This is a genomic window from Catenulispora sp. EB89, assembly GCF_041261445.1.
GTDB lineage: Bacteria > Actinomycetota > Actinomycetes > Streptomycetales > Catenulisporaceae > Catenulispora.
On the sequence record NZ_JBGCCU010000024.1, the window covers coordinates 64,362 to 82,274 of the forward strand.

The window sequence follows — 17,913 nt, forward strand, 5'->3', positions numbered from 1 at the left end:
GTCAGAGCCGGTCGGCCGGCCCGACCCGCAGCAACGCGCCGTCGGGATCGGTCACCGCGAACAGCGTCGGGCCGTACACCGCCGGGACCGGCACGTCCGGGCACTCCAGCCCGTCGTTCCGCCACTTCTCGCGCAGCTCCTCGGGCTCCTCGACCCGCAGGTACCAGCCGGAGGGGTTGGCAGCGGGCTCGATGTCGGGGTCCGGGTAGAAGTGGACCTCCGCGTCGTCGTAACGCAGGCGCAGGTACTCGTCGGCGGCGTCCACGACGGTGAAGCCCAGGAAGCAGTAGAAGGCGCGGGTCCGTTCGAGATCGGCGCTGGGCAGGATGGGGACGCAGGTTGCCACGATTCCAGCGAAACCCCTGATCGGCGCGTTGGCCATGGGTTCTCACGCAGCTCTCACGGACAGCTCGTGCATCCTCACACTGTGCCAATACGCCTCGCCGATGCGCCTCGCCCCGGCACGTCGGCACCGTTGAACCGCAACCGGCGCCCAAGCCGTACTCTGCGTCCATGAGCATCCGCGCAGCACGCCCGACCACCGGGGTCACCGCGGCCACGCTCCGGGAGATGAACATCCGGACGGTGTGGTCGGTGATCGAGGGCGGCCACCCGATCTCCCGCGCCGAGATCGCCCGGCTCACCGGGATCTCGAAGCCGACGGTGTCGGTGCTGCTGGAGGAACTGCTGGCCACCGGCCTGGTGACGCAGTCCCCCGACTCGGCGCGCGACCCCTCGCACGGCGCGGTGTTCTTCGGCCCCAAGCCGGACGGCGTGCACGCGCTGGGCCTGGACCTCGGCGCGCACCGGCTGCGCGGCGTGCTGGCCGGGCCGGGCGCGGCGATCGCGGCGCGGCAGGACGTGGACGTGCACGGCCTGGACGCCCCGCGCATGGTGACGGCGGCGGCGGAGCTGGCGCGCGAGCTGATCGCCGCGGCCGGGGTGGACGCGGCGACGGTGCGGCACGCGGTGGCCGGGGTGCCGGGCGTCGTGGACCGGCACACCGGCCGGGTCTGGCAGGCGCTGAACATCCCGGCGCTGAACGGTTTCGCGATCGCCACGGAGCTCGAGGCGGCGCTCGGCGTGCCGTCCACCGTCGAGAACGACATCGACCTCGCCGCGCTCGGCGAGAACACGCACGGGACCGGCGCCGCCGCCGAGACCTTCGCGTTCCTGTCGGTGGGCACCGGCGTCGGCGCGGGCCTGGTGCTGCACGGACACCTGCACCGCGGGCACTCCGGCGCGGCCGGGGAGCTGGACACCGCGTTCGACGCCGAGGGGTTCGCCGCGAACGACCCCTGCGCGGCCGCGATCGTGGAGTACGCGAAGCCGTTCGCGACTGAGCTCACGAGCGATCTCACGACCGAGTTCACGACCGATCTCACGACCGACGGGCAGCTGACGACAGAGCTGATCTTCGACCGGGCCCGAGCCGGGCACGCGCGGGCGATCGCCGTCGTCGACGAGGTCGCGCGGCGTATCAGCGCCTACATCGGCGTGGTGGCCGCGGTCGCCGACGTCGAGCTGGTCATCCTCGGCGGCGGCATCGGGCTGAACGGCGATCTGTTACTGGAGCGGGTCGCGCAGCGCCTGCAGGAACGGCTGCCGTATCCGCCCCGCCTGGAAGTGTCAGCACTCGGCGACAGCGCGGTGCTGACCGGCGCCGCCGCCATGGCCGCCGCAGTGGCCGTCGAACAGGTGATCAGGGAGCGGACCGGCTAACGCGGCTCGTCCCCGCCGAACACCGCGATCCCGATCACCGCCAGCGTCGCCACCGCCACCACCACCGCGCCGGCCGCACGCCAGCGCCCGGGCGCGCACGCGAGGACCAGCAGCTCCGCCGCCACCATTACCGAGCCGGCCGCCCACGGCAGCCAGCCGTGCTCGGCCGCCCGGGCGCGTGACGGTGGGGCGGCGGGGTCTGGCTCGCCGCCACTCTCGTCGGGTCCGGGGACCGGGTGGTCCGTACTGCTCACTCCACTGAAGGACCCGACCGGCGGCCGGGCGACAACTCGTTGAGGTGCCGATCCTAGCCGCCGGCCGCGGTGAAGGGCGGGTCGGCCGTCACCCCTTCGCCGCACCGGCGAAGCGGAACGCGCCGCCCATCGCCCGCGACACGATCAGGTACAGCACCACGACCGGCATCGAATACAGCACCGAATAGGCCGCGAGCTGCCCGTAGGCCACCGCGCCGTACTGCCCGAAGAAGGTGAAGACGGTCACCGAGGCGGGCAGCTTCTCAGGGCTCTGCAGCAGGATGAAGGGCACGAAGAAGTTGCCCCAGGCCTGGATGAAGGTGAAGATCAGCACCACCGACATGCCCGGGGCGATCAGCGGGACCACGATGTACCGCAGCGCGGCCATCGGCGAGGCGCCGTCCACCCACGAGGCCTCCTCCAGGCTGATCGGCACGTTGTCGATGAAGCCCTTGATCAGCCAGATCGCGAACGGCAGCGAGGTGGTGGCCAGGAACACCGCGGTGGCCGGCATCGAGTCGATCAGCTGCAACCGCAGGAACAGGCCGTAGACCGGGACCATGATCGCGGTGATCGGCAGACCGGTCGCGAACAGCACGGTGTACAGGAACGGCTTGCGGAAGCGCGTCTGGTACCGCGACAGCGGATACGCCGCCAGCGTCGCGATCACCACCGTGATCAGCGCCGAGCCCCCGCACAGCAGCAGGCCGTTCCACAACGGCCGCCACAGCATGTCCGTGTTCATCACGGCCCGGAAGTTGTCGATGCTCGGATGATCCGGCAGCTTCACCGAGGTCTGGGCCGCGCTGTCGAAGCACGACAGCACCAGCCAGATCAGCGGCGCCAGGAACGCCACCGCGATCAGGACCAGGATTCCCGTGCAGACCATGCCGGCGGCGCGGCGGCGCGGCGTGTCGATCCCCATCGTCGCCATCTCAGGCCTCCGGTTTCAACACACGCACGTACACGAACGAGAACACCGCGCCGATCGCCAGCAGCAGCAACGAGATCGCCGTGCCGTAGCCGACCTCGGAGAACTTGAACGCCTGCTGGTACATCAGCACCGGCAGCGTGGAGCTGGCGAAGCCCGGGCCGCCGGCGGTCATGACGTAGATCAGCGTGAACACCGACAGCGTCTGCAGGGTGATCAGCATCAGGTTGGTCACGATGGAGGGCCGGATCAGCGGCAGCACCACCGACCACAGCCGCCGCCAGCCGGTCGCGCCGTCCAGCTCGGCGGCCTCCTGCACGTCGGTCGGCACGTCGTCCAGCGCCGCGTTGTAGACCAGCATCGAGAACGCGGTGCCGCGCCAGGTGTTGGCGATGATCACGGCGAGCATCGGACTGCTGTAGAGCCAGTCCTGGGAGCCGATCCCGAGCGCCTTCGTCACCTGGTTCAGCGTCCCGTCCTGGCCGAGGAACGCGTACCAGATGAACGCGCTCACCACCTCCGGCAGCACCCACGCCGAGACCACGATCGCCCCGACCGTCCCGCGCAGCCAGCGGTTCCGGCCGCGCATCAGCAGCGCGATGCCCAGCCCCAGCAGGTTCTGGCCGATCACCGCCGAGCCCAGGACGAACACCACGGTCAGCCAGATCCCGTTGGTGACGTTGGGATCGGAGAACAGCCGGCGGAAGTTCTCCAGCCCGACCCACTGCGGGTTCTGCGCGCCGTCGCCGGTCAGCGCGGCGTTCGTGAACGAGCTGTAGACGCTCCACAGCACCGGGCCGAGGAAGAACAGGAAGAGCATGATCAGGGCCGGCGCCAGCGGCAGGTGCCGGGTCGCGCGGGCGGCGCGGGCACGGCGGGGGGCCGTGACCCGCCCCACCGCGCCCGCGAGGTCTTCGCCGATCGCCATCAGCTGCTGCCCGCCGCCACATTGCCGGAGCCGACGATGCCCTTCAGGGTCTCCGTGTACGTCTTCATGGCGTCCGCCGGCGACGCCTGACCGGTGATCACCGCCTCGGTCGCCACCTGGATCGCGTCGGACACCTTCGGGTACTCGGCGTAGGCCGGGCGGTAGTTGGTGACCGGGACCAGGCCGGTGAAGAAGGACGTGGTGGGGTTGGAGTTCTGGTACGCGGGGTCGGAGGCCACGTCGTTGCGGACCGCGATCTGGCCGTCGGCGTCGTCGTAGGACGCGGAGTTGTCCTTGTTCAGCGCCAGCTCGATGAACTGCGCCGCCAGGTCCTTGTTCTTCGACTTCGCGGTGACCGACAGCGTCCAGCCGCCGGACATGCTGGTGGTGCCCTTGCCGCCGCCGTCCTGGGTCGGCATCGCGGCCTCGCCGAGCGCGGTGGACCAGTCGGGCCAGGGCTTGGCGCCGGTCGCCGTCCAGGTGCTGGTGACCCAGGAGCCGTCCAGGTCGATGGCGAGCTTGCTCTGCGGGAGCAGCTGCCCGCCGACCACGTTGCCGATGTTGGGGTCGAGCTCCTGCTGGGGCGGGACGGTCAGGCCGCCGCTGTAGGCGTCCTTGAGGAACTGCAGCGAGTCGCTGAAGCCCTTGCTCGGGGCGACCCACTTCTTGCTGGAGCCGTCGTACAGGGTGTCCTGCGTGCCGTACAGCAGCATCTCGAAGCCCTGCATGGTGCTGCCCTCGCCGTCGGGCTTGCCCGAGTAGACGTTCAGCGGGATCACGCCGGGATCGTTGGCCTTGATCGCTTTAGCCGCCGTCAGGACGTCGGCCCAGGACTTCGGCTGCCACGGCACCTGAATGCCGGCTTTGGTCAGCAAGTCCTTGTTGTAGTAGAGCGCACGGGTGTCGGTGCCCATCGGGACGCCGTAGGTCTTGCCGTCCAGGCCGCGCGCCGCGGCCTTGGCCGTGTCCGGGAACTGGGACCAGTCGGCCCAGGTCGACAGGTAGGAGTCCAGCGGTGTCAGGTAGCCGGCCTGGATGTCGGAGTTGATGAGAAAGGTGTCCTCGTAGACCACGTCGGGCGCGGTGGAACTGGAGCCCATCATCAGGTCGATCTTCGTGTAGTAGTCGTTCTCGGACACGTTGATCGGGTCCAGTTTGACCGTGATGCCCGGATGCGCGGCCTCGAACTGCGCCTTCACCTTCTGCATGTGCGCGTCGACGTGGATCTCGTTGCCGAACCTCTGGTAGGCGACCTTGAGCGTTTTACCTCCGCTGCCGCCGCCGGAGGAGGACGACGAGCAGGCGGTTGCGGTCAGGGCGAGCGCGGCAGCTCCGCCGGCACACGCTATGCGTAAACTCTTAGACAACATCCTGACTCCTTCGCGACAACGTGTCCGCCGCGTGGCGCGCGGTGGAGGGAGCGGACCGAGTGGCGCCGTGCTTTGAGAAAACGTTATTTTCGCGTTAATCTAGGCGCGCGGTCCGGGGCATCGTCAAGCCCTGCGAATGTCTCGATCAGGTCACGACAGGCCGTGGAGCGGATATTCCATGACGAAGGCTTCAGGGCGCCGGTCCAGACGCCCGACGATGGTGGACGTCGCCCGCGAGGCCGGCGTCGCGCTGAGCACCGTGTCGAGGGTTGTCAACCACGACCCGACCGTCGGCCCGGAGTTCGCCCGCCGGGTGCAGACCGCGATAGACACGCTTGGATACCGCCCCGACGAACAGGCGCAGCAACTCCGGCGCGGCACGAGCCGCACGATCGGCGTCGCGGCCCGCGAGATGTCGGCCCGCAACCCGCTGCTGGCGGAGTTCGAGCGCGGCGCGTACGCCTCGGGCCTGACCGTGTTCGCCGCGTCCACCGCCGACGACGTCGAGCGCGAACGCACCGTGGTGCTGTCGATGGCGCGCCGCGGCTTCGACGGCGTGGTCGTGGAGCCGATCGGCCCGGACCACTCCTACCTGGCGCCGGAGATGGCGGCCGGCCTGGCGGTGGTGGCGGTGGACCGGCCGGTGGCCGGCCCGGAGACCGACGCGGTGCTGGCGGACAACGCCGCGGGCGTGCGCATGGCGTACCGGCAGCTCGCCGCGCACGGCCACACGCGCATCGCGTACATCGGCGACCATGAGCGGATCTTCACCGGACGGGAACGCGCGGCGGCGTTCCGGGCGTGCCTGAGCGCCGACGGCCGCGCGGTGGCCGGGCTGGTGCACACCGGCGAGACCGAGCAGCGGCGGATCAGCGCGGCGCTGCGTGCGGTGCTGTCGGCCGAGGCGCCGGTGACGGCCCTGGTGACGGGGAACGTCACGACGACGTTCGCGGTCCTGACGCACCTGGCGTCCGAGGTCCCGCCCGAACTCCGGCCGGCGCTGGTCGGATTCGACGACTTCCCGCTGGCCGGGCTGCTGGACCCGCCGGTGACGGTGATCGCGCAGGACAGCCTGGGCATGGCGCACGCCGCGCTGCACCTGATGACGGCGCGGCTGGCGGAACCGGAGCGGGCGCCGGAGACGCTGACGGTTCCGGTGCGGCTGATCGAGCGCGGGTCCGGAGAGCGGCCGCCGGCGGCCCCACCCCCCTAACGGCCCCGCAGTTTCATTAGGATGCCGGTCATGCCCGACGAACCCTCGGCCCCCGGCACACTCCGCCCCGGCGGCCGCACGGCCCGCACCCGCGCGGCGGCCTTACGTGCGGCCGAGGACGCGCTGATCGACACCGGCTTCGACACCCTGGACCTGGCCGACATCGCCCGCCGCGCCGACATCGGCAAGACCACGGTCTACCGCCGCTGGGGCACACCGGCCGCACTGGTCGCGGACCTGCTGATCGACATGGCCGACCAGTCCCTGCCGCGCACCGAGACGGGCACCCTGGACGGCGACCTGCTCGCCAACGCACGCCTGGTCCGCAAGACCCTGACGGAGTCGCGCTCCAGCGCACTGTTCAAGGCGGTCATCACGGCAGCCGCCAGCCACCCCGACACCGCCACCGCGCTGCACCGCTTCTACGCGACCCGGATCACGGAGTGGGCACCGTGCGTCGAGCAGGCCGCAGCGCGCGGGGAGGTGCCGCAGGGCACTGACGCGGCGGAGGTGATCCGCGCGGTGTCGGCGCCGCTGTACTACCGGTTCCTGGTCAGCGGGGACGCGCTGGATGCGGCGAGCGCCGAGCGTGCGGCGGCTGCTGCGGCTGCGGCGGCTCGGGCCGGGGTCTACGTGCGGCGGTGAGCATTCAGCTCACCGCTCACCGCTCGCCGTCCCAGCTCACCGCTCGCCGTCCCCGCTCCCACGCTCACGCTCGCGCTCGCCCTCATCCTCCGCCAGCAAAGCCACGCGCCCCCGATCCACCTCGAACGCCAGGCTCAGCTCCGCGACCTGCCGCGGATCCGACAACGTCCGCCCGGTCCGCTCCTCCAGCCGCCGCAGCCGATACCGCACGGTGTTGGGGTGCACGTACAGCCGGCGCGCGGCCTCGTCGGCGGAGCCGCCGTGGTCGAGCCAGGCGCCGAAGGTGTCCAGCAGGATGGCGCGGTCCTCGGCCGACATGCCCTCCAGCCCGGCCAGGATCGCGCGGGACAGGCGCGCCATCACGTCCGGGGCGCTGGCCGCCGCCACCGACAGCGAGTCGCGGCCGAAGACCACCACCTTGCCGGGGCCGGCCGCGCCGCGCAGCGCGATGCGGGCCAGCCGCAGGGCCTGGGAGGTGCCGGTGAGATCGTCGTACAGCGGGCTGACCCCGACCCGGCCCACGCTGCCGGTGGCCAGCGCCTCGATGAGCACGTCCAGCTGGTCGGCCGGGCGCGGCAGGCTGGCCAGGCCGATCTCGACGTCGTGCAGCAGCCGCCAGGCCGAGGTGATGCTCTGCTGCTGCAGGCCCTCCTCGATCCCGCGGCTCACGCCGTGCTCGCCGGCGCCGGCCACCCGCGCGGCGATGACCACGTACGGGCCCTGGTGCGGCAGCCGCAGCGCGTCGGCGGCCTCCCACACCTGGAGCTCCGACAGGTGCCCCTCCAGCAGCGCCTGGATCAGGGCCGAGCGGCGCTGCTCCTCGCTGCGGATCCGGGCCGCGAGCTCGGTGCGGTAGCTGTCGGACATCACGTCGGTGAACCCCGACAGCCGCCGCCACAGCGCGGAGGCGGCCCGCAGCGCGACACGCGGCGCGACCTCGTCCCGCTCGGCGGCCTCGGCCAGGTGTTCCCAGATGTAGGACAGCGAGATCTGGTACGCCTCGAACACCGCCGACATCGGCACGCCTTCGGCGGCGCGCGAACGTCCGGCCACGTCAGCCGGCGCGTTGCCGTCCAGGTCCGGGTCCAGCAGCCCGTCGAAGATCACCCGATAGTGGTCGGAGACGGAGCGGTACAGGTCCGCGATCGGCACCCGTTCGGCGTACACCGGGATGAGGGCGTTGATCCGCGCGGTGACGGCGTCCGAGAACTCCTCGGTGCGCTCCAGCATGCGCGCGGCCAGCGCTCGGGCGCCGTCCTCGACCTGATCGTCGTCCCCCACAGCTACGCATCGTAGCGATCCGACTATCCCCCGGAATGGGTTTTCCCAGTTCCGGGAGTTCCCATTTTGGCCGCCGCCTCGGTCACTGCCGACCGGGATCGGCGTCGATCAGCCAGCGTGTCGCGGCGCGCGGGCGCAGATACAGCACCCAGTACAGCGCAGCGGCGGCCGTCGCGCCGAGCGTCCAGTAAAGATCCGAGGGCTGAGTACGCCAGAGCTCGAACAGGATGCCGAGCAGACTGCCCACGACCAGGACCGGGACCACCGGCCACAGCGGCATCCGCCACGCGCCCCTCGCCTTGTGCACGCCACGCCGCCCGACCAGCGCCGCGACCGCGACGATCAGATACAGCCCGGTCACCGCGACACCGGTGATCCCGTTGAGCGTGTCGACCGGCGCGAAGCACAGCGCGGTGCCCGGCGCACCGACCGCGAGCGTGGCGACCCACGGCGCCCCGAAGCGCACGGAGACCGTGCCGAGCGCCCGGTTCACCGGCGCCGGCCACGCCTTGTCGCGCGCCGAGGCGAACAGGATGCGCGAGTTCTGGATCACCATGACGATCGCGGCGTTGACGATGGCCGCGGCGATGCACAGCGCGACGAAGGCGCCGACAGCGGAATCGCTCCAGCCCTTGACCAGCCCGATCAGGTCGAAATTCGCCCCGGTCAGGGCACTGGCACCACCCGCACCGAGGGTGATGGCGACGGTCGGGACGACGACCACGACCGCGCCAAGACCGAGCGTCCACAGCACGGCGCGCGAGACGTTGCGCCGCGGCTCCTGGATCTCCTCGGAGAGGTAGACAGCGGTCGAGAACCCCTGCAGGGCGAACAAGGCCACGGCGAGCCCGACCATGATCGTGCCGAAGGGCAGCGCGGAGGAATGCTGCCCGTCGGACACCACCGGGTGCAGCAGGACGCCGGCGCCCTGGTGCGTGTGCGCGAAGCCGAGCACCGCCACCAGCCCGGCGGCGATCACCTCCAGCACCAGGAAGACGCCGGTGATCCAGGCATTGGCACGCAGGTCGAAGACACCCATGACGGTCGAGGCGGCCATCACGAACGCACCGGTGTAGGCGCCGCTGACCGGGAGCGCGGGGATGGCGGCGTGCAGGTACTCACCGGTCCCGATGGCGATGATCGGCGGGATGATGAACGCCGCGACGCCGGCCAGGAAGAACGTCAGCCAGCCGGAGACCCGGCCCAGCAGCGAGCCGACCATCGCGTACTCCCCGCCGGCCGAGGGGATCAGCGTGCCGAGTTCGGAGTAGCAGAAGGCGACACCGACGCACAGCACGCCAGCTATCGCCAGGGTGAGGGCGGTGCCGGTGCCCTGCGTGGCGAACAGGCCGGGGACGATCACGAACAGGGAGCTGGCCGGGGTCAGGCAGGAGAGGGTGAGGAGGACGGCGCCGACGAGGCCGAGGGAGCGGGCGAGCTCGGGCTTGGGCTTGGCGGGAGCGCCGGTGGCGGCGGTTTCACTCTTCGCGCTCTCGGAGCTCGAAGGGCTTTCGGAGCTTGCCGGGCTCTCCGAGGCGGAAGGCCGGGCCAAGATCTCGGTCATACTCCGCTACCGCCTCCGTGCCTCAGGGATCCGGGTCATGAGCGACCCGTGTGTTCGGGCAATGAAAAGTGATGGACGTAACGAGCGTCAAGGGTCCCCAGCCGCGGAATCCGCAGTAAAAGCGGACATAGCGCGGCCTCCACCGGCTCGTATTCGATCAAGACCTGACACACTTCTCCCCCGACACCTCCAATCGCCATTCCATTCACAGGCCCAACCACTCCCCCGCCTTCGATCACAAGGCAACGGAAACCCGTGCCCTCGACAGAAAATCGACGCCGCGCACCGGTACCGTGGTGCGTCATGGAGGGGTCCGAGGCACGGCCGCACGTCACCCGGCGTCGCGAAATGAACACGGTCAGCGCACGCTCGCTACTGATGACGCTGCTCGGCGAGTACGTCCTGCCGCGCGACCGGCCGCCGTGGACATCCACCCTGGTCGAGGCACTGGCCGCCGAGGGCGTCGAGGAGAAGGCAGCCCGCCAAGCCCTCGCCCGCACCTCCGCAGAAGGCTGGATCACCTCCGACCGCGTGGGCCGCCGCGTCCGCTGGACCCTGACCCCCGAAGGCCGCCACCTGCTGACCGAAGGCGCCGACCGCATCTTCACCTTCGGCCGCACCACCCCCGCGACGCCACCCTGGGACGGCCACTGGCTGATGCTCCTGGTGACCGTCCCCGAAACCCGCCGCGACCTCCGCCACCGCCTCCGCACCCGCCTCACCTGGGCCGGCTTCGGCACCCCCGACCCCGGCATCTGGATCAACCCCAACCCCGCCCGCGAACAAGAGGCACGCGAAGTCCTGCAAGACCTGGACCTATCCCAAGGCGCAATGTCATTCACAGCCGCCCACAGCACCATCGGCAGCCAACAGGCAATGGTCACCCGAGCCTGGAACCTCAGCACCCTGGAAGCCGACTACGAAGCCTTCGCCACCACCTTCAGCACCGCCAACCCACCCACCGACGCAGAGGCGATGCGCACCCAAACCCGCCTGGTCCACGAATGGCGCCGCTTCCCCTTCCTAGACCCCCGCCTCCCCCACGAACTCCTGCCCACAGACTGGACCGGCACCAAGGCAGTGGAGGTCTTCCACACCCGCCACGCCGAGTGGCACGCCGCCGCGCAGCGCGGGTGGGACGCGCTGGACGGCGGGTAGGGGCGCCACGGCGAGCAAGCAGCACCAAAAGACAAGCCGGCAGCACCAAGCATCGAGCCAGCAACACCAGACAGCACGCGGCCAGCGGCAAGCAGATGGCCGGCTAGCAGGCAGGCGGCGGCGAACGCCTGCGATGCAGCAAACGCGCAAGCGGCAGCTAGCCAGCAGCACCAAATGACACGCAAGCAGCCGGCGGCAAGCGCGCGGGCAGCAGCAAACCGCGGGCACCTGGCGGGCGAGCCCGCAACGACTCGCAGGCAGGCGGCGACTGGCGGGCAGCGGCTGGCGGGCAAACAAGCGAGCGGCTGCGGATAGGCAGCAGCAAGCAGGCGCAGGCGAGCGAAAAGCAGCAGGCAGGCGCAGCAGCTGCGGAACGAGCAGGCCGCGCGGCAAGCAGACAGCAGCAACGGCCGAGCACTCATCGGCCGACAGTCGGCAACGGTCGGCGGGCAGCAGTCGGCGGCGAGCGTTTAGCAGCAGCAGGCGCACCGGCTGGCGGACGAGCAGGCCGCGCGGCAATCAGGCAAGCAGTAGCGGCCGAGCACTCAGCGGCCGGCAGGTGGCGGCGGGCAGCGGCTGGCGGGCGGCGGTCGGCGGCAGTCAGCGGCGGGCAGCGGTCCGCGGTCGGCGGGCAGCGGTCGGCGGCTAACAGCAGGCAGGCGCAGCGGCTCGCGAACGAGCGGAACGCAAGCAGGTAGCAGCGGCGAGCATGCAGGCGCGGCAAGCGAGCGCAAGGCGGCGGTCGGCGGGCAAGCGGCTGCTGCTGCTGGCCATCGTGTGTGGTGCGTCAGCGTCGGCCCCCAACGCCCGACCTACCTCCCCGCCCACCCGTTCCCTAAGCTGTCCCCACCAACACTCGGGGAGGCAGCGGTGGCCGGCCGCATCGTCATCAACAGGGACTCGGCCGTCATCGGCTGGTCGTCCCGCTTCGCGATCCGCATCGACGCGCGGCGGGTCGGCAAGGTGCGCAATGGCGACAGTCGGCAGTTCGAGGTGGAGCCGGGTGTTCATCGCGTGCGGGTGAGTCAGAGCGGGTTCGGCTCGCGGACGGTCGTGATCAACGTCGCCAATGGTGAGACCGTGGTTCTGCGGAGCCGTATGCGCTTTTGGGCCGGCGTCCTGACTGGCGTGGCGGGCTCCCTCATCGGCGGCAACGCTGCCTGGTTGTGGCTCGCGGGTCCGTCGGCGGCGCGGGTGGCCCTGCTCGCGCTCGGCGTGGCCGGGTTCGTCGCCGCCTCCGTGTCGAAGGCGCTGATCAGCCTGCGCCTCGATCCGGCCGTCGGCGCAGCCGACTTCGAGGACGCGCGCGTCCTTGGGCAGCCGGCCGAGGAAGAACTGGAGTTTGGCGCGACGAGCGAGATCGCCGATAAAGGGCATGTATAGACCCTAAGCAGATGAAACCGCGCGTTTCACTACGCCGCGCGGTCACACCCGCCGGCGATCGAACTCCGCCGCGACTCCGGAACCGTAGCGCGCCAGGGCCCCGCCGGGGCCCGCGGCGTTCGGGCGCACGAAGACCCAGTTCTGCCACGCGGTCAGCCGGCCGAAGATCTTCGTCTCCATGGTCTCCGGGCCGGGGAAACGCAGGTTCGCCTCCAGCCCGGTGAGCGCGTCCGGGGACAGCGCCGCGCGTTCCTGGAGCGCCACGCGGAGTTCGTCCTCGAAATCCAGATCGTCGAGCGCGTAGGTGACCAGGCCGAGTTCCATCGCCGCGTCGGCGTTCAGCCGCTCCCCGACGTGGGCCGCTGCCTCCAGGCCGCCGTCGTGTCCGGAGAAGCGCGTCGCCAGCCGGCTCAGGCCGTTCGCCGTGGGCCAGGCCGCCAGATTCGCCGCCGTCACCACCAACACCGCGGGCTCGGCGTCCGGATCAATGTCCTCAAACACTCCGTCGAGCATGTACTGCCGGTCCGCGACGAGCGCCGTCTCGAGCAACAGCCCGGCGAAGCAGCTGCCCGGATCGATCACCGCCACCAGGCTCCGGCTGGTGACGTCCAGCCGCTTGAGCGTCCGCTTGTAGTAGTGCCGGACCTCGTTCACGAACCAGTCGTCGGCCAGCTCGGTCAGCTGCGCGTCGTAGGCCGACACCAGGTCGACCGAGCCCCGGGTCCGCAGGACCCACGTCCCGATCTCCGGCTCGTTCGTGCGCATGCGCAGGATGGCGTCGTCGAGGGCCCGGGTCAGCGCCAGCGGCCAGTAATCAGCACCCTGAGCGTGGACGTCGGTGGGCGGCGCCTCGCTCGGCCCAAGAAGGGTGAAGTCCGCGCGCCGGGCGTTCCGGTCGATCTGCACGGTCAGATACGGATAGGCCAGCGAGTCCGAGTCCGAGCCCACGACGCGCGCCAACGGCGTCAACGCGATCCCCTTCTCGGCGTCCACGCCAGTCTCAGAGCCGGCACGTCGAGCCCGCCGCGACCGACTCACCGCCTCCTCGGCAACACGCGCCACTTCCGCCGAGAAGCGCGCCGGTGTCGCGATCGTGTCGACCAACCCCCATTCCTGCGCCGTCGCCCCGCGGAAGCCCTCGGTCTTCGTCGCGAGGACGTCCGCGCGGTCGCGACGCACGTGCCGCTTGTCCGTCAGGCGCGTCAGCCCGCCGGTGCCGGGAAGTACGCCGAGCAGCGGCACCTCCGGCAGCGACACCGTCGTGGAGCCGTCGTCGACCAGCACGATGTGCTCGCACGCCAGCGCCAGCTCGTAGCCGCCGCCGGCCGCCGGTCCGTTCACCGCGGCGATCCACGTCTGGCCGGAGTGCGCGCTCGCGTCCTCGATCCCGCACCGGGTCTCGTTGGTGAACTTGCAGAAGTTCACCTTCCACTCGTGCGAGGACTGCGCCAGCATCCTGATGTTCGCCCCGGCGCTGAACATCCGCTCCAGGCCGCCGGTCAGCACTATGGCCCGGACCTCGGGGTGCTCGAAGCGCAGGCGCTGCACGGCGTCATAGAGCTCGATGTCGACCCCGAGGTCGTAGGAGTTCAGCTTCAGCGCGTAGCCCGGCACCAGCCCGGCGTCCTCGGCGACGGCCAGGCTCAGCGTCGCGACGGCGCCGTCGATCCGCAGCGTCCAGTGCCGGTAGCGGTCCGGCGCGGTGTCGAAGTCCACGCCGGTCATCCGATGCCCTCCTCGGCCAGGTGCACGTAGTCGAACTCGACCGGCTGCTCGTTGATGCCGGTGCGGGGCGGGGCGATCCAGGCGGCGAAGCGTCCGGGCTCGTACTCCGGCTGCATCAGCGCAGCCACGGCCGCGCGGTCCTCCGGGGTCGGCAGCCATTCCGTGGCGCGGGCCTGCCAGGTCGCGGCGTCGAGGACTTCGCCCTCGGGGCTGAGGTGGTGTCCCGCATAGGCGCCGACCTTGCGGTGGAATCCTTCGTGGGGCAGGTACAGCCGCTGCGGGAGTCCGGCCTCGGCCAGCACCTGGTTCCAGCGCTTCACGCCGCGCGCGCAGTCGGCTGTGTACTCGTCGCGCAGGTCCAGGTTCAGGGCGTTGAGCAACGGCACCGGCCTCGCCGTCAATCGCCCTTCTTCGACCACTGTCATCGGACGTTCGGCCCCGATCAACACGTGGTCGTCATCGCGCCGGGTCTCCTGCCAGCGGCCCTTCACGCCGGCGCTGTAGTACGTGCCGGCGTTCGTGGATTGCTCCGATCCGAACAGGTCCAGCGACACCGAGAACTGAAAGTTCAGATAACGCTGGATGATCGGCAAGGGAATGGCGCCGTGCGCCAGCACGTCGTCGGTGTCGTGCTCGGCCATCCGCTCGGCGGTCCGCTCCACCACGCGCTGCACGCCGGTCGTGCCGACGAACATGTGGTGCGCCTCTTCTTTGAGCATGAACTCGCACGTGCGGGCCAGGGGGTCGAACCCTGATTCCTTGAGCGTGCCGAGCTGGTACTTGCCGTCCCGGTCGGTGAAGTAGGTGAACATGAAGAACTGGAGCCAGTCGGTGGTGGCCTCGTTGAAGGCCCCGAGTATCCGGGGGCTGTCGTGGTCCCCGGAGTGCCGGAGCAGCAGCTGGTCCGCTTCCTCGCGTCCTTCCCTGCCGAAGAAGGCGTGGAGCAGGTAGACCATCGCCCACAGGTGCCGCCCCTCCTCGACGTTGACCTGGAAGAGGTTGCGCAGGTCGTACAGGCTCGGCGCGGTCCGGCCGAGGACGCGCTGCTGCTCGACCGAGGCCGGTTCGGTGTCGCCCTGGATGACGATCAGCCGCTGCAGCACGGCGCGGTGTTCGCCGGGGACCTGCTGCCAGGCCGGCTCGCCCTTGTGCCGTCCGAAGCCGATGACCCGCCGCGGATCGCGTTCGGCCAGGAAGATGCCCCAGCGGTACTGCTCCATCGGGACGTGTGCGAAGTGGGCCCAGCCGTCGCGGCCCACGGCCACCGCAGTGCGCAGATACACGTCCTTGGTGGGCAGTGCGGGGCCCAGATCGCGCCACCAGTCCAGGAACTTCGGCTGCCAGCCCTCCAGGGCCCGTTGCAGGCGCCGGTCGCCGGCCAGCCCGACGTTGTTGGGGATGCGTTCGCTGTAGTCGATCGGCGTGGGCATGCGGGCCCTCCTTGCGCTGCGCGAAGCCGCGGGCCGGGCGACGGTGTGACGCGGCCCTGCTAACGTTCTACACTTCCGGCGCGGGACTGCCAATATGCTGTCGAACATCATCGTCCACTACTATTCTCCAGATCTTTATGTTCGGGGGGACTGGGGCGGCGGCGATGACGATCGTGCAGACAACGGCCAAGATCCTGGTCGCGGGCGGCTTCGGCGTGGGCAAGACCACGCTGGTCGGTACGGTGTCCGAGATCGAGCCGCTGACCACCGAGGCCGAGATGACCTCGGTCGGCCGCGGCATCGACGACACTGTCGGCGTGCCCGCGAAGACCGCGACCACGGTCGCCTTCGACTTCGGCCGCCTGACCCTGGCCGAGGACCTGATCCTGTACCTGTTCGGCACCCCCGGCCAGGAGCGTTTCTGGTTCCTGTGGGAGGAGCTGGCCCGCGGCGCGATCGGCGCGGTGGTCCTGGCCGACGTCCGCCGCCTGGCCGACGCCTTCGCCGCGATCGACTTCTTCGAACACCGCGGCATGCCGCACGTCGTGGCGGTGAACCAGTTCGACGGCGCCCGCAGCTACAGCGAGGACGCGCTGCGCGAGGCGCTGGCCATCCCGGCGTCCACCCCGGTGCTGATCTGCGACGCGCGCGACCGCACCTCGACCGTGACCGTGCTGCTGGCGCTGGTCGAGCACGCGGTGAAGTGGAGCTCGGAGGAGGCGTGACGCCGGGCGGGCCGGCGCGGTGCCGCGCTGCGCCGTGTCGCGCCGTGCCGCGCCGTGCCGCGCCGTGCCGCGCCGTGCCGCGCTGCCTCGCCGCCGCGCGCCGCCTCGCAGGCGCCTCACCGTCGCTTGACCGTCGCTTGACCGGACCTTGTCGGACCCGCCGCCTACGATGGACGCCGTGCAAGATCTCGTAACAGGCGAAGACGGCCTCCCCCGCTGCGGCTGGGCGGGCACCGGCGGCGACTACGCGTCGTACCACGACACCGAGTGGGGCCGCACCCTGCACGGCGACGACGCGATGTTCGAGCGCCTGAGCCTGGAGGGCTTCCAGGCCGGCCTGGCCTGGATCACCGTGCTGCGCAAGCGCGAGGCGTTCCGGACGGCCTTCCACAACTTCCAGATCGACGCGGTCGCGGCCCTGACCGAAGCCGACGTGGAACGCCTCCTGACCGACCCCGGCATCATCCGCAGCCGCGCCAAGATCGAGTCGGCCGTCAACAACGCCCGCGTGGTCCGCGAAATCCCCGGCGGCCTGGACGCCTACCTGTGGAGCTTCGCCCCCGCCACCCACCGCCGCCCCAAGACCTTCGGCGAGACCCCGACCGAAACCCCGGAGTCGAAGGCCATGGCCAAAGCCCTGAAGAAGACCGGCGTGAAGTTCATCGGCCCGACCTCCGCCTACGCCCTGATGCAGGCCACCGGCATGGTCGACGATCACCTGAAGGGCTGCTTCCGAGCCGAGGCCTGAAGCCGCCCCACGAACCCCGGCCCACCACCGCCACGCCCCCGCCGACCACGCCCGGAACCCCCGAACCCGACGACGCGACGCCCCGCCGGGTGGTCACCGGCGCCCCTGGAGATCTGCTAATGTTTCACCCGTCAACGCGACACCGGCAAGATCAAGCGCCGCTAGCTCAATAGGCAGAGCAGCGGACTCTTAATCCGCGGGTTCGGGGTTCAAGTCCCTGGCGGCGCACCCGTAGCAGGACCCCAGCTCAGGCTTCTGAGCTGGGTTTTCGCATGTCAGGCCGCAGAGTCGGCGATCTTGTTCCGGCCGCCTGCACCGCGCCGTCAGCGCACTGCGACCCGCGCCCCGACGCCCTGCCCCTCACCCCATCAGCTCGGCCAGGTACGCCGTCGCCGCCTCCTCATCCGGAGCAGCGATGCGCCGGAAGATGGCTATGGCCTCCCGGAGGTCGGCCAGGACGGTCTCGCCGGCGCCGGCGTGCGCCTCCACCTCGCATCGGGCCGCGCGCCTTCGAGAGCTTGCGCCTCGTCGATGGGGCTGTGCACCTCCCGCGCGAGCTCCGGCGCCCGCCGATACAGCGGTAGCGCCTCGTGCGGCCGGGCGGTGCTCGCGAAGATGCCGACGAGGCTGTTCAGCATCTCGGCCTCTCCTTGCCGGTCTCCACGACGCGGATGAGCGCCAGCGACTGTTCGTGGAGGCGGACCGCGGCGGGGGCGTCGCCGGTCGCCAGGCTGAGGCGGCCCAGGTCGTAGCGGGCAATCGCCTCGCCGTGCGGGGTGCCGAGTTCCCGGCACAGGGCCATGACCTGCTCGTTCAGGTCGATCGCCGCCGCGTGT

Annotated in this window: 18 protein-coding genes and 1 tRNA gene; 8 read left to right on the forward strand and 11 right to left on the reverse strand. The window is 70.7% G+C overall.

Features of this window, described 5'->3' with window-relative positions; genetic code table 11:
* Position 1: 1 nt before the first annotated feature.
* Positions 2 to 346, reverse strand: a complete 345-nt coding sequence (locus ABH920_RS37655; RefSeq protein WP_370354061.1) for a VOC family protein — start codon at positions 344 to 346, stop codon at positions 2 to 4.
* A gap of 167 nt (positions 347 to 513) precedes the next feature.
* Here ABH920_RS37655 and ABH920_RS37660 point away from each other — a divergent pair, with 167 nt between their 5' ends.
* Positions 514 to 1,722 carry an ROK family protein gene (locus ABH920_RS37660; RefSeq protein ID WP_370354062.1) on the forward strand — a complete coding sequence of 403 codons (1,209 nt, stop codon included), beginning with the start codon at positions 514 to 516 and terminating at the stop codon, positions 1,720 to 1,722.
* On the opposite strand, the gene ABH920_RS37665 is transcribed toward ABH920_RS37660, so the two are convergent.
* The 4 genes from ABH920_RS37665 to ABH920_RS37680 form a co-directional block, all read right to left on the reverse strand.
* A complete protein-coding gene (locus ABH920_RS37665) occupies positions 1,719 to 1,976 on the reverse strand; it encodes a hypothetical protein (protein ID WP_370354063.1) in 258 nt (85 codons plus the stop codon). The genes ABH920_RS37660 and ABH920_RS37665 overlap by 4 nt on opposite strands.
* Before the next feature lie 88 nt (positions 1,977 to 2,064).
* Positions 2,065 to 2,910 (reverse strand): carbohydrate ABC transporter permease, encoded by an 846-nt coding sequence (locus tag ABH920_RS37670; RefSeq protein WP_370354064.1) that lies wholly within the window; start codon positions 2,908 to 2,910, stop codon positions 2,065 to 2,067.
* A 1-nt stretch (position 2,911) separates the two neighbouring features.
* Positions 2,912 to 3,835, reverse strand: a complete 924-nt coding sequence (locus tag ABH920_RS37675) for a carbohydrate ABC transporter permease (RefSeq protein WP_370354065.1) — start codon at positions 3,833 to 3,835, stop codon at positions 2,912 to 2,914.
* On the reverse strand, positions 3,835 to 5,205 hold the full coding sequence (locus ABH920_RS37680) for an extracellular solute-binding protein (protein WP_370354066.1): 1,371 nt from the start codon (positions 5,203 to 5,205) through the stop codon (positions 3,835 to 3,837). Before ABH920_RS37680 ends, ABH920_RS37675 begins: the two co-directional genes overlap by 1 nt.
* A 178-nt stretch (positions 5,206 to 5,383) precedes the next feature.
* On the opposite strand from ABH920_RS37680, the gene ABH920_RS37685 reads away from it, so the two are divergent.
* A complete protein-coding gene (locus ABH920_RS37685) occupies positions 5,384 to 6,418 on the forward strand; it encodes a LacI family DNA-binding transcriptional regulator (protein ID WP_370354067.1) in 1,035 nt (344 codons plus the stop codon).
* 30 nt (positions 6,419 to 6,448) lie between these two features.
* Entirely contained in the window at positions 6,449 to 7,063 is a 615-nt protein-coding gene (locus ABH920_RS37690) for a TetR/AcrR family transcriptional regulator C-terminal ligand-binding domain-containing protein (RefSeq protein WP_370354068.1), read from the forward strand.
* Positions 7,064 to 7,099: 36 nt separating this feature from the next.
* Here the strand turns inward: ABH920_RS37690 and ABH920_RS37695 are convergent, their stop codons facing one another.
* Positions 7,100 to 8,344 carry a PucR family transcriptional regulator gene (locus ABH920_RS37695; protein WP_370354069.1) on the reverse strand — a complete coding sequence of 415 codons (1,245 nt, stop codon included), beginning with the start codon at positions 8,342 to 8,344 and terminating at the stop codon, positions 7,100 to 7,102.
* An 82-nt stretch (positions 8,345 to 8,426) separates the two neighbouring features.
* Entirely contained in the window at positions 8,427 to 9,908 is a 1,482-nt protein-coding gene (locus ABH920_RS37700) for an APC family permease (RefSeq protein WP_370354070.1), read from the reverse strand.
* Positions 9,909 to 10,211: 303 nt separating this feature from the next.
* Between ABH920_RS37700 and ABH920_RS37705 the strand changes: the two genes are divergently transcribed.
* The gene (locus tag ABH920_RS37705; RefSeq protein WP_370354071.1) at positions 10,212 to 11,066 is read left to right on the forward strand and encodes a PaaX family transcriptional regulator C-terminal domain-containing protein; all 855 of its coding nucleotides are present in this window, start codon (positions 10,212 to 10,214) and stop codon (positions 11,064 to 11,066) included.
* Between the two features lie 870 nt (positions 11,067 to 11,936).
* A complete protein-coding gene (locus tag ABH920_RS37710; protein ID WP_370354072.1) occupies positions 11,937 to 12,449 on the forward strand; it encodes a hypothetical protein in 513 nt (170 codons plus the stop codon).
* A 42-nt stretch (positions 12,450 to 12,491) separates the two neighbouring features.
* Here the strand turns inward: ABH920_RS37710 and boxC are convergent, their stop codons facing one another.
* Both boxC and boxB read right to left on the reverse strand, forming a co-directional pair.
* Positions 12,492 to 14,174 carry a 2,3-epoxybenzoyl-CoA dihydrolase gene (boxC, locus tag ABH920_RS37715; RefSeq protein ID WP_370354073.1) on the reverse strand — a complete coding sequence of 561 codons (1,683 nt, stop codon included), beginning with the start codon at positions 14,172 to 14,174 and terminating at the stop codon, positions 12,492 to 12,494.
* A complete protein-coding gene (gene boxB / locus ABH920_RS37720) occupies positions 14,171 to 15,604 on the reverse strand; it encodes a benzoyl-CoA 2,3-epoxidase subunit BoxB (protein WP_370354074.1) in 1,434 nt (477 codons plus the stop codon). The genes boxC and boxB overlap by 4 nt, the downstream gene beginning before the upstream one ends.
* Before the next feature lie 164 nt (positions 15,605 to 15,768).
* Here boxB and ABH920_RS37725 point away from each other — a divergent pair, with 164 nt between their 5' ends.
* The 3 genes from ABH920_RS37725 (at position 15,769) to ABH920_RS37735 (ending at position 17,305) form a co-directional block, all read left to right on the forward strand.
* Positions 15,769 to 16,329, forward strand: coding sequence for an ATP/GTP-binding protein (locus ABH920_RS37725; RefSeq protein ID WP_370354075.1), 561 nt, complete (start codon positions 15,769 to 15,771; stop codon positions 16,327 to 16,329).
* Positions 16,330 to 16,507: 178 nt separating this feature from the next.
* Positions 16,508 to 17,077: a DNA-3-methyladenine glycosylase I gene (locus ABH920_RS37730; protein WP_370354076.1), complete on the forward strand. Its 570-nt coding sequence runs from the start codon at positions 16,508 to 16,510 to the stop codon at positions 17,075 to 17,077.
* Positions 17,078 to 17,232: 155 nt separating this feature from the next.
* Positions 17,233 to 17,305 (forward strand) — tRNA-Lys (locus tag ABH920_RS37735).
* A gap of 132 nt (positions 17,306 to 17,437) precedes the next feature.
* Here the strand turns inward: ABH920_RS37735 and ABH920_RS37740 are convergent.
* Positions 17,438 to 17,566, reverse strand: a complete 129-nt coding sequence (locus ABH920_RS37740) for a hypothetical protein (RefSeq protein WP_370354077.1) — start codon at positions 17,564 to 17,566, stop codon at positions 17,438 to 17,440.
* Between the two features lie 142 nt (positions 17,567 to 17,708).
* Positions 17,709 to 17,900 carry a tetratricopeptide repeat protein gene (locus ABH920_RS37745; protein ID WP_370354170.1) on the reverse strand — a complete coding sequence of 64 codons (192 nt, stop codon included), beginning with the start codon at positions 17,898 to 17,900 and terminating at the stop codon, positions 17,709 to 17,711.
* Positions 17,901 to 17,913 lie beyond the last annotated feature (13 nt).

Excerpts from the sequence above, each read along its gene's own strand:
- ABH920_RS37725 (WP_370354075.1), top strand. The coding sequence starts at position 15,769 with ATGACGATCGTGCAGACAACGGCCAAGATCCTGGTCGCGGGCGGCTTC.
- boxB (WP_370354074.1), bottom strand. The coding sequence starts at position 15,604 with ATGCCCACGCCGATCGACTACAGCGAACGCATCCCCAACAACGTCGGG.
- ABH920_RS37670 (WP_370354064.1), bottom strand. The coding sequence starts at position 2,910 with ATGGCGACGATGGGGATCGACACGCCGCGCCGCCGCGCCGCCGGCATG.
- ABH920_RS37680 (WP_370354066.1), bottom strand. The coding sequence starts at position 5,205 with ATGTTGTCTAAGAGTTTACGCATAGCGTGTGCCGGCGGAGCTGCCGCG.
- boxC (WP_370354073.1), bottom strand. The coding sequence starts at position 14,174 with ATGACCGGCGTGGACTTCGACACCGCGCCGGACCGCTACCGGCACTGG.
- ABH920_RS37700 (WP_370354070.1), bottom strand. The coding sequence starts at position 9,908 with ATGACCGAGATCTTGGCCCGGCCTTCCGCCTCGGAGAGCCCGGCAAGC.
- ABH920_RS37690 (WP_370354068.1), top strand. The coding sequence starts at position 6,449 with ATGCCCGACGAACCCTCGGCCCCCGGCACACTCCGCCCCGGCGGCCGC.
- ABH920_RS37685 (WP_370354067.1), top strand. The coding sequence starts at position 5,384 with ATGACGAAGGCTTCAGGGCGCCGGTCCAGACGCCCGACGATGGTGGAC.
- ABH920_RS37675 (WP_370354065.1), bottom strand. The coding sequence starts at position 3,835 with ATGGCGATCGGCGAAGACCTCGCGGGCGCGGTGGGGCGGGTCACGGCC.
- ABH920_RS37705 (WP_370354071.1), top strand. The coding sequence starts at position 10,212 with ATGGAGGGGTCCGAGGCACGGCCGCACGTCACCCGGCGTCGCGAAATG.
- ABH920_RS37660 (WP_370354062.1), top strand. The coding sequence starts at position 514 with ATGAGCATCCGCGCAGCACGCCCGACCACCGGGGTCACCGCGGCCACG.